Genomic DNA, 8,585 nt, shown 5'->3' on the forward strand with positions numbered 1-8,585 from the left:
ACACCGAACGTAGGCCCACGCCCCGTGCGCGTCACACCCGACACCGCCCGGGCACCAGACCCACCGCCTCACCAGGCGCTTTGCGTCCCCAGTCCCCAGGACTCACCCACATCTATGCCGGGAGACCCCTTTATGTGGATCGGAAGGTGGTCGGCGTCATCGAGGCGAAACCCGAGGGCAAAACCCTCTCAGGTGTGGAGTGGCAGTCCGCGATGTATGCGGAGGGGCTGCCTCCGGAGGTGCGCCTGCGGGCGTTCACGGTGCAGGATCGGCTGCCGTTCGTCTTCGAGGCCAGCGGCACGGAGACGCATTTCACCAACGGCTTCGACCCGGACGCCCGGGCCCGGCGGATCTTCAATGTCCCCCGACCCGCGACCCTGGCCAGGATTCTCCGCGACGCCGAGACCGACCCGGAGCACCCGACCTGGCGGGCGAAGGTTCGAGAGCTGCCCGACCTGGACACCAGCGCGCTGCGACCGGCCCAGATCACCGCCATCAGCGGCATCGAGCAGAGCCTCGCCGCCCAGCAGTTCGACCGCTCCTTGGTGCAGATGGCCACCGGCGCAGGCAAGACCCACACGGCCGTCACCACGGCATACCGGCTCTTGAGGTTCGGCGGCTTCACCCGCATTCTCTTCCTGGTCGACCGCAACAACCTGGCCGAGCAGACCCTCGCGGAGTTCCAGAACTACCGCGCCCCCGGCGACGGGCGCCGGTTCACCGAGCTGTATGCCGTCGACAAGCTGACCAGTGCCGGGATGCTGGGTTCGAGCAACGTCGTGGTCTCCACGATCCAGCGGGTCTACAAGGGGCTCCGGGGCGAGGAGGTCACCGCGGGCGACGACCCGGGTCTGGACGACTACGTGCCCGACGCCCCGGTCACGGTGGCCTATAACCCCGAGCTGCCGCCGGAGACCTTCGACCTGGTCATCGTCGACGAGGCGCACCGCTCGATCTACGGGGTATGGCGTGGGGTCCTGGAGTACTTCGACGCCCATGTCGTCGGGCTGACCGCGACGCCGGGTAAGCAGACCTTCGCGTTCTTCCGGCAGAACCTGGTCTCGGAGTACACCTACCCGCAGTCAGTGGCCGACCGGGTCAACGTCGACTTCGACCTCTACCGGATCAGCACCGAGATCTCGCAGCAGGGCAGCACCATCGAGGCCGGCCTGGTCGTGCCGAAGGTGGATCGGCGCACCCGCAAGCAGCGGTTGGAGCAGCTGGAGGAGGACTTCGAGTACACCCACAAGCAGCTCGACCGAGCGGTCACGGCCACCTCGCAGATCCGGCTCGTCCTCGAGACGTTCCGCGATCGGCTGTTCACCGAGATCTTCCCCGGCCGCTCCACGGTGCCCAAGACGCTGATCTTCGCCAAGGACGATGCCCACGCGGAGGAGATCGTCACCACCGTGCGGGAGGTTTTCGGCAAGGGCAACGACTTCGCCGCCAAGATCACGTATGCCGCTCGCGACCCGCAGGGTCAGCTCCGCGCCTTCCGCACCTCACCATCACTGCGGATCGCGGTCACGGTCGACATGATCGCGACTGGTACCGACGTCAAGCCGCTGGAGTGCGTGTTCTTCATGCGCGACGTGCGCTCGGCGCAGTACTTCGAGCAGATGAAGGGTCGCGGCGCTCGCACCATCCCCTCGGCCGACTTCCAGTCAGTGACTCCGGACGCATCGGACAAGACCCGCTTCGTCATCGTCGACGCCGTCGGGGTGACCGAGCACAACTTCGTCGACCCGCCGCTCAACCGGGACAAGGGGGCGTCGCTGAAGAAACTGCTGGACAAGGCGGCCGCGCTGACCCTGACCGAGGACGAGACCGCCACCCTGGCCTCGCGGCTGGCCAAGCTGGAGCTGGAGCTGACCCCAGATGAGCGCGCGGAACTCGACGATGTGGCGGGCTCTCCGGTCCGTGACATCGTGCGCACCCTGGTCGATGCCGTTGACCCCGACACCCAGACGCGGGCTGCCGAGGGAGCCGCCGACCCGGCTGTTGCTGTGCAGGGCCTGCTCGACGCTGCGACCAGGCCGCTGGCCGCCAACCCCGAGCTGCGCGGTCGCATCCTGGAGCTGCGGGCCACCCACGACCGGATCATCGATGAGGTCAGCTGGGACGTGCTGCTTGATGCGCACGGCGTCGTCGACACCAGCGGGGCGAAATCGGTCATCGAGTCGTGGACCGCCTACCTGATCGAGCACCGCGACGAGATCACCGCCATCCAGCTGCTCAGCGAGGGCGAGGAGCGCCGCGTCGCCTTCGCCGACATCCAGGAGCTCGCCGACCGGATCTCCCGCCCGCCCCACAACTGGACCGCCGACTACATCTGGAACGCCTATGCCGTCGTGGACCTCGAGCGGGTCCGGCGCAGCGACCGGCACACCTTGACGGACCTGGTGTCCCTGCTGCGCTATACGGTCGGCGTCGACAATGAGCTGGTGCCCTACGCCGACCGCGTCATGGAGCGTTACGAGGCATGGCTGGCGCAGCAGGAGCAGGCGGGTACGACGTTCATTGCCGAGGAGAGGTGGTGGTTGGACCGCATGGTCGAGGTGATCGGATCGTCGGCAGGCATCTCCGCTGAGGACCTCGACGAGGCGCCCTTCACCGAGCGGGGCGGTGTCGACGGTGCCCTCCGCGACCTCGGTGACGACGCGGCCCGGCTGCTCGATGAGCTGAATACGGAGCTCACCGCATGATCGCCGTACCTGGTTGGAGAATGCTACGGCTATCTCAGTTGCTCCAACCTCTAAACAACGAGCGTCTGCTCCAGCAAGGCTGGAGTCCCCGTTGTAAAGCAAATCCGGCAACTGATCCTGACACTTGGGGAGTTCTTAAGACAACCGCAATCCAAGCGGGGCGGTACGATGAGACCCAGAATAAGGAACTACCATCTACCATGTCCGCTCGTCTTGGCATCGAAGTCCTCGCCGGCGACCTCCTCATGACATGCGCCGGCCCTCGTTCGCGATGCGGCATCCCGGCATTAGTGCGCCATACGCGGCCAAAGCTGATGATGTCGGGAAAAATGTATCGCTTCCGTCCGCTCCCACTAGTGGGTGCCGAATTTCTAGAGCATTGGCTCCTCAGTGCCGAAGCCCAATCACTAATTGACGAGATGAAGACTGGCATCAGCGATAGTGGGTTGAATCTAACGCAGGATCGCTTTCTCAACTTGATTGTCCCAGTTCCTCCGATCACTGAGCAGGAAAAAATCAGGGAGCTTCTAGAAGATTGTCTTTCCCGCCTTGACGCCGCCGAGCACTATGCTACTGCAGCGCTCAAGAGGCTAGATGGCATCGCTGAGTCTGCGCTCCGTGTACACCTTACTGACGTTCGAGCCGAACGGCCGATGGGTGAGTTGCTCGAAGTCCCGCTCGGAAACGGGAAGTCGGTGCCGACTCGCGATGAGGGGTTCCCGGTCTTGCGTCTGACCGCCTTGAAAGACGACGGTGTCGACCTCCGTGAACGTAAGGGCGGCGACTGGACGAGCGTCGAAGCGCAACGATTTCTGGTAGCGCGAGGCGACTTCCTCCTTGCTCGAGGCAACGGAAGTCTTCGCCTGGTAGGGCGAGGTTCCCTGGTCCGCGACCGACCTGATGCCGTTGCCTATCCCGATACGATGATCCGGGCCCGTGTCAACGCCCGGAACATGACCGCAGAATTTCTTGCCGTCGTCTGGAACTCCACGCCCACCCGATCTCAGATCGAGGCAGCGGCACGGACAACAGCAGGCATCTACAAGGTCAACCAGAAGCAAGTGGCCGCGATCCGACTCCCTGTCCCATCCCTTGCCGAGCAGCAACGAATCGCAACGCGGATGGCTGAGATGGATGGACAAGCGCGACGCACTCGTGATGCTGTTGAACGGACGCAGCGCCGAGGAGCCGCCCTTCGGGCTGCACTGCTCACGGCGGCGTTCTCGGGGAAGCTGACAGGACGGCATACGGATCAGGAAGTGATCGAGGAGATGGCGGATGCCTAGGCGGGTGTTGATGCAACGTGAGACGGACACCTTCAACCTCGTCGAGGTGGCGGCGCCAAGTGAGCACGCGTTGCAAGAGGTCATGAAGGCGAACCCGCAACTCATCCCGTCCGATGACCTCGGCCTGGACGGTGAGCTCGTTGTGGTGGGACGTGAGACGACGCTGGCTTCGGGCGCGATTGATCTGCTCTGCCTGGCGCAGTCCGGAGATCTAGTCCTCATCGAGTTCAAGACCGGCCCGCAGAACCCTGACTTCCGGCACGCCTTGGCCCAAGTCATCGATTACGGGTCCGACCTGTGGCGCCGGTCGGTTGACGACTTCGACCGCGGAGTAGTGCAGCGGTATCTGTCAAGTGGGCACTGCGATCCAGACTACAAGGGTGTGACGGACCTCGATGGACTCATCGGGCGCTCGAGCTGGGTGGTGAGCGAGTCGGAGCGGGAGGCCCTGGGTGCGCGTCTGGCGGAAGTGTTGGAGACGGGTGACTTCGTCTTCGTGGTCGCGGCCCAGAGGTTCACCTCCGGGATGTCCACCAGTCTCGACTATCTCAACTCCACGATGCGACGTGGGCGGTTCTACCTGGTCGAGGTCGTGCGCCTCCAGGGACACGACTTGGTCGCGCACGCCGCCCGGGTGGTGGCCTCACCACCCAAGGTCACCGGATCGAGCGGATCGTCTGTCGCGAGCCAGGCCAACGAGTCCGACTTCCTGGACCGGATCGAATCCGATGTCTATCGCGACGCTATCAAGGACATCTTCGCGACCTGCCGAACGCTGGGGCTGACCCTCGCCTGGGGTGCAAAGGGCACGTCGATCCGCATCGAGACTCCGGACCGCAGCGAGCGCTTGTCGATCGGTTGGGCGTTTCTCGAGGGAGACCAGTGGTATGGCGCGCGGCACCTCACCTTCGGCGTCGACGAGGCGTCACTGCAGGAGAACCCGAGCGTGCGGCCACACGTGCTGGCCTTTGTCGAGCGAGTCCAGCAGATACCCGCAGCGACGCCCGTACAGTCCAAACTGCGAGCCCACATCTTCGAACCGGCGGTCGTCCCTGGGGCCAAGGACTCAATCGTCGCTGCGCTTGAGGAACTCGTCGACGAGGTGCAGGCGCAGGGGAATGGGCGAGAGCGATGACCATCCCGGACTTCCAGACGCTGATGCGCCCGATCCTGGCGCATCTCGCCGATGGCCAGACCCGCCGTTCGCGGCACGTCAAAGACGCAATGGCCGACGAGTTCGGCCTGACCGAGGACGAACGCGCCGAGATGCTGCCCAGTGGTCGGCAGCGCACCATCGACAACCGGGTCGGTTGGGCTCTCACTTACCTGGCCCAGGCGGGTCTGATCTCTCGACCAAGTCGTGGCCAGGTCGTCATCACGGACCAGGGACGAGCCGCGCTGACGTCATATCCGACCCGGATCGACATGAAGGCACTGGAGGCGTACCCGGCATACCTGGAGTTCCGCGACCGGACACGGAAGAAGACACCAGCAGCTGTCGAGTCAGTGGCGACGACGGTGGAAGCCACTCCGAGTGATCTCATCGAGCAGGCGATCTCCACCAACCGAGCGGCCGTCGAGGGCGAGGTCCTCAAGAGCGCCCTGGCGCTCTCCCCGACTGGCTTCGAGGATCTCGTCATCCGCCTCCTGGAGCGCATGGGCTACGGCAAGGCCGGATCGATCCGACGTACCAGCGCGTCGGGGGACGCCGGCGTCGACGGCATCATCAGTCAGGACCCCCTCGGGCTGGACCGGATCTACGTGCAGGCCAAGCGGTATGCCGAGGACCGGACCATCGACCGGCCCCGCATCCATGAGTTCGCCGGTGCGCTGCTGGGCAAACAGGGTGACCGAGGGGTCTTCATCACCACGTCCAGCTTCTCGACCGGGGCACGCGCGGAGGCGGAGCGGATCAACGCGCGGATCGAGCTGATCGACGGTGCCCGCCTCGCCGGGCTCCTGGTGCGCTACGAGGTCGGGGTGCAGACCGAGCAGACCGCGACCCTCTACCGCCTCGACGAGGACTTCTTCGAGTCGCTGTGACCCGGATGTGCCGCAGTGACGCCCGCACCCTCCCGGAATGTCCGAATGATTCGGACATGGAGACATCGATCTGTGGAGTCGCGCGACTCCGCTCCATGCGTGATCGTCTCGACGGCCTGCAAGCACCCGTCGTGAGGTACTGTCGAGACATAACGCACCCGGTCCCTCGTGGGCCGGGTCTTTCTGTCGCTGCTGCCGGCGTCCCTGTTCGTCGCATCCCATACCCGCGCTGCCGCGGTCTGAGAGGATCGCGGGCGTGAATGACTCGCGTCGGTTGGTTGACAAGCTGTGGTCCTACTGCGACGTGCTGCGCGACGACGGCGTCGGCGTCATCGAGTACACCGAGCAGCTGACCTACCTGCTGTTCCTCAAGATGGCGCACGAGCGCGCGACCCGGGGTTTGGCCTCCGAGCGGATCGTCCCCGACGAGTACTCCTGGCAGAGGCTGCTGGACGCCCAGGGCACGAAACTCGAGCTGACCTACACCAACATCCTCGTGGGCTTGGCGCGCGAGCCCGGCGTGATCGGCACGATCTTCCGCAAGGCGCAGAACCGCATACAGGACCCTGCCAAGCTGCGGCGGCTCATCGTCGACCTCGTCGGCAAGGAGAACTGGTCGCAATCCGGCACGGACATCAAGGGCGACGCCTACGAGGAGCTGCTGTCCAAGGGAGCCTCCGACAAGGGCTCCGGGGCCGGGCAGTACTTCACGCCCCGACCACTGATCCAGGCCGTGGTGGACGTGATGCGGCCCACGGTCGCCGACACCGTCATCGATCCCGCCTGCGGCACGGGTGGCTTCCTCCTCGTCGCTCACGAGCACGCCCGACAGGGTGCTGGCTCGATGACCCCGACCCAGCGGGACAAGCTGCGCGACGGACTGGTCCGCGGCTATGAGCTGGTCGACGGCACCGCCCGGCTGGCCGCGATGAACCTGCTGCTGCACGGCATCGGCAGCGCCAACGGGGACTCCCTGATAGAGGTGCGCGACTCCCTCATCGCCGACCCGGGCGAACGCTGGTCGGTGGTCCTGTCCAACCCGCCGTTCGGGCGCAAGTCCTCTGTGATGATGGTCGGCGCCGACGGTCGAGAAGTCCGCGAGGACCGAGAGATCGAGCGGCAGGACTTCGTGGCGACGACCAGCAACAAGCAGCTCAACTTCGTGCAGCACATCGCCACGATCCTGGACACCAACGGACGGGCCGCGGTCGTCCTGCCCGACAACGTCCTCTTCGAGGGCGGCGCGGGCGAGACCATCCGCCGCAAGCTGCTCACCGACTTCGACCTGCACACGATGCTGCGGCTGCCGACCGGCATCTTCTACGCCCAGGGCGTGAAGGCCAACGTGCTCTTCTTCGACAAGCGGGTCGCCCGTCCGGGGCAGCCGTGGACCGAACGGCTGTGGGTCTACGACCTGCGCACCAACATGCACTTCACGCTCAAGCAGCACCCGCTGCGGCGAGCGGACCTGGACGACTTCGTCATGTCATACAAGCCGGGCATGCCGGTGAGCGAGCGGGTGGAGAGCGAGCGTTTCCGTTCGTTCGGCTACGACGAGATCGTGGCCCGTGACAAGGCCAACCTCGACATCACGTGGCTGAAGGACGACTCGCTTGAGGACGTCGACAACCTGCCCTCCCCGGACGTGATCGCCCGCGAGATCGTCGAGGACCTGACGGCGGCCTTGGTCGAGTTCGAGGCAGTGGCCACGGCCCTCGAGTCGCAGCTCAGGGACGCGCCAAGAGGCTGACTGCCTGGGAGACTGCTCGCGGCGTCGTGGGCGTCATCCCTGGGCAGCAGGTATGTCGGTGGCGTCTCATACACTTGTTCGCATGGAGGAGATGACCGAGGTCGTGCAACGGCTGCGCCGGGTGGTGGACCGGTCGCAGGAGTCCTGCGTCGACCGGGAGACCCCGGAGCTGATGGCCGAGGTAGCCCACCTGCAGGACCTCATCTGCGCGGCGTCCGCGGCTCAGACGGTGCGCATCGCGCAGTTCGCCGCCCGTGAGGATGACTACGACGAGCACGGGGTGCTGCTGTCGATGGACCGGGGGATCGGGCACCTGAGCGAGTTCGCTGGGGACGAGCTGGCGCCGGTGCTGGGGATGGCGCCGATGACCGCGCACAAGCGAGCCCGGCTCTCGGTCAAGCTGTGCACGGACCTGCCAGTCACATTGCACGCGGTGGCCCACGGCCAGTTGGATGCGTTCCGGGCGCAGGTGATCGCGGAGGAGCTGGAGCTGGCCGACGCCGAGGTCTGCGGTGTGGCCGAGGGCAAGGTCCACCCGCGGGTGTGCCAGGACACGCCCGGGCGGGTGCGGTCCCGGGTGCGCCGGGCCCTGGAGGAGGTCGCCCCGCTCGCGGTGCGCGCCAGGGCGGTCAAGGCCCGGGCCGACCGGTTCGTGCGGATGTGCGCCGGGGACAACCCGGGCATGACGTCGTGGTGGGCCAGCCTGCCCGCGGCGGAGTCGCTGGCCTGCTGGGCCGCGATCGATGAGGTCGCGCACCAGATGAAGAGCCAGGACCCGTCCCGCACCCTGGATCAGTGCCG

General features: G+C 65.9%; 6 protein-coding genes. All 6 read left to right on the top strand.

Annotated features, from left to right (window positions below):
• Positions 1-194 precede the first annotated feature (194 nt).
• Positions 195-2,705, top strand: a complete 2,511-nt coding sequence (locus ACR2FV_RS17090) for a DEAD/DEAH box helicase family protein (RefSeq protein ID WP_434016907.1) — start codon at positions 195-197, stop codon at positions 2,703-2,705.
• A 356-nt stretch (positions 2,706-3,061) separates the two neighbouring features.
• Positions 3,062-3,991, top strand: a complete 930-nt coding sequence (locus ACR2FV_RS17095; RefSeq protein ID WP_434016908.1) for a hypothetical protein — start codon at positions 3,062-3,064, stop codon at positions 3,989-3,991.
• Between the two features lie 10 nt (positions 3,992-4,001).
• The gene (locus ACR2FV_RS17100; protein WP_434016909.1) at positions 4,002-5,126 is read left to right on the top strand and encodes a hypothetical protein; all 1,125 of its coding nucleotides are present in this window, start codon (positions 4,002-4,004) and stop codon (positions 5,124-5,126) included.
• Positions 5,123-6,034, top strand: coding sequence for a restriction endonuclease (locus tag ACR2FV_RS17105; RefSeq protein ID WP_434016910.1), 912 nt, complete (start codon positions 5,123-5,125; stop codon positions 6,032-6,034). Before ACR2FV_RS17100 ends, ACR2FV_RS17105 begins: the two co-directional genes overlap by 4 nt.
• Before the next feature lie 256 nt (positions 6,035-6,290).
• A complete protein-coding gene (locus tag ACR2FV_RS17110; protein ID WP_434016911.1) occupies positions 6,291-7,784 on the top strand; it encodes a type I restriction-modification system subunit M in 1,494 nt (497 codons plus the stop codon).
• Positions 7,785-7,866: 82 nt separating this feature from the next.
• Positions 7,867-8,585, top strand: a 719-nt coding sequence (locus tag ACR2FV_RS17115) for a DUF222 domain-containing protein (RefSeq protein WP_434016912.1), incomplete at its 3' end; no start/stop codon positions are given.

The sequence above is a fragment of the Ornithinimicrobium sp. genome (assembly GCF_051004135.1).
Lineage (GTDB): Bacteria > Actinomycetota > Actinomycetes > Actinomycetales > Dermatophilaceae > Ornithinicoccus.

Coding starts and splice junctions, on each gene's coding strand:
- ACR2FV_RS17100 (WP_434016909.1), top strand. CDS start 4,002: ATGCAACGTGAGACGGACACCTTCAACCTCGTCGAGGTGGCGGCGCCA.
- ACR2FV_RS17105 (WP_434016910.1), top strand. CDS start 5,123: ATGACCATCCCGGACTTCCAGACGCTGATGCGCCCGATCCTGGCGCAT.